The organism is Alloprevotella sp. oral taxon 473 str. F0040, assembly GCF_000318095.2.
In the GTDB taxonomy this organism is placed as follows: Bacteria; Bacteroidota; Bacteroidia; order Bacteroidales; family Bacteroidaceae; genus Alloprevotella.
Genome location: NZ_KB290707.1, coordinates 1 through 1476, shown reverse-complemented (window position 1 = coordinate 1476; position 1476 = coordinate 1). Strand labels below are relative to the sequence as shown.

2 pseudogenes are annotated in these 1476 nt (G+C 51.0%); one reads left to right on the top strand and one right to left on the bottom strand.

Annotation, left to right across the window (positions count from 1 at the left end):
* Window positions 1-406, top strand: a pseudogene (locus HMPREF9999_RS10565) (hypothetical protein); the annotation flags it as partial.
* A gap of 193 nt (window positions 407-599) precedes the next feature.
* Here HMPREF9999_RS10565 and HMPREF9999_RS01510 read toward each other — a convergent pair.
* Window positions 600-1476 (bottom strand): annotated as a pseudogene (locus HMPREF9999_RS01510) (TraM recognition domain-containing protein); the annotation flags it as partial.

Here is a 1476-nt window from a genome sequence, read left to right as displayed (position 1 = left end):
CACGCCGCTGCCCACCGACAAGGCCGACAAGCGCGTGTGCAAGGTGGAATTTACCTACGACAACAAGGTGGCGGCCGTGCGCTATGCCAACCGAGGCGGAAACGTGACGCTGCCCACGGCCAAGGACATCCTCGGCCCGGCCTATGATGCCGCCAAAACGTATGCGCTCACCTTCGGCGGCGGCTTCTCGGAGACCACCGTCATTAATTCCGACGAGCAAGTGCAGGCCTACATCAACGGCACCACCACGGGCATCGACGGCGTGACGCACGACGCGACGGACACCCGCGGCGCGGTGTACAACCTGCAGGGCGTGCGCGTGGCCGAAAGCAGCGACGCCGAAACGCTGCGCCGCCTGCCCGCCGGCGTGTACGTGGTGAGGGGAAAGAAATTTGTCGTACGATAAACTCTATCTTCATCGGGGGGAGCGCGGTGCGCAACAGGTGCCGCGCCCTTCCGATGATTAAGAAATTAACGTACATATACTGTCCGAAAGATATTCTCTCGAATATCAATCTTTCCATTCCTAATGGTAAGGTATCTATTCTCGAATACCTTTGCAAGAAATAGATGCTCGGAGACATCGGTTGGAAAATGGTCTACTCCTTGTTCAAGTGGGCAAGAGTCGGGTCCGTCCTGATGCGTTCTTTCTCCGATTCCACAAGTGAGAGAATCTCTTGTTTGATGCGTTTATAGTTGGCTTCGATAGTCTCTTTGAGATTATCGGAGCCATCTTTGTTCGTGAAGTCTACTATCACAGGTATGGGCTGATAGACTTTCATCTCGGCGGAAACCTTTTCACTATCTACAACAATCTCCGCATGAAAAATCTTCTAGTCGATACGTTCATCAAAATTATCAGACACGGCACCGACAAACATGCCCTGCGTGAGGTTTGAAATCTTGCTTGCAGGGATAAGACTGTCCATCTGTGTGGAAATAGACGTGGACTTATCGTTTCGATTGATGGTCATGGATTGCCGCTGCTGAAGCACCTTACCGAAACGTTCACTCAATGTCTTGGCAGTTTCTCCGACGACTTGCCCAGAAAAGACATTGCCAACTGTATTTTGTATCACCATGCTTTCCTTATCTCCATAGTCACGGGTAAGCTGTGAGAAATCCTGAAAGCCCAAACATACGGCAACCTTATTGCTTCGGGCTGTGGCAATAAGGTTATCGAGACCACGAAAATAGATGGTGGGCAACTCGTCAATAATCACAGAACTTTTGAGCTGTTTCTTCTTATTGACAAGCTTCACGATACGGCTGTTATACAGTCCAAGTGCAGCTGAATAGATGTTTTGTCGGTCGGGGTTATTGCCCACCACCAAGACCTTTGGCTCACGTGAGTTGTTGATGTCGAGCGAGAAATCATCTCCTGTCATCACCCAATAGAGAGCGGGCGAAATCATACGTGAGAGCGGTATCTTTGCCGAAGTAATCTGCCCCTGCAACTGGTCTTGCGCACCTCCC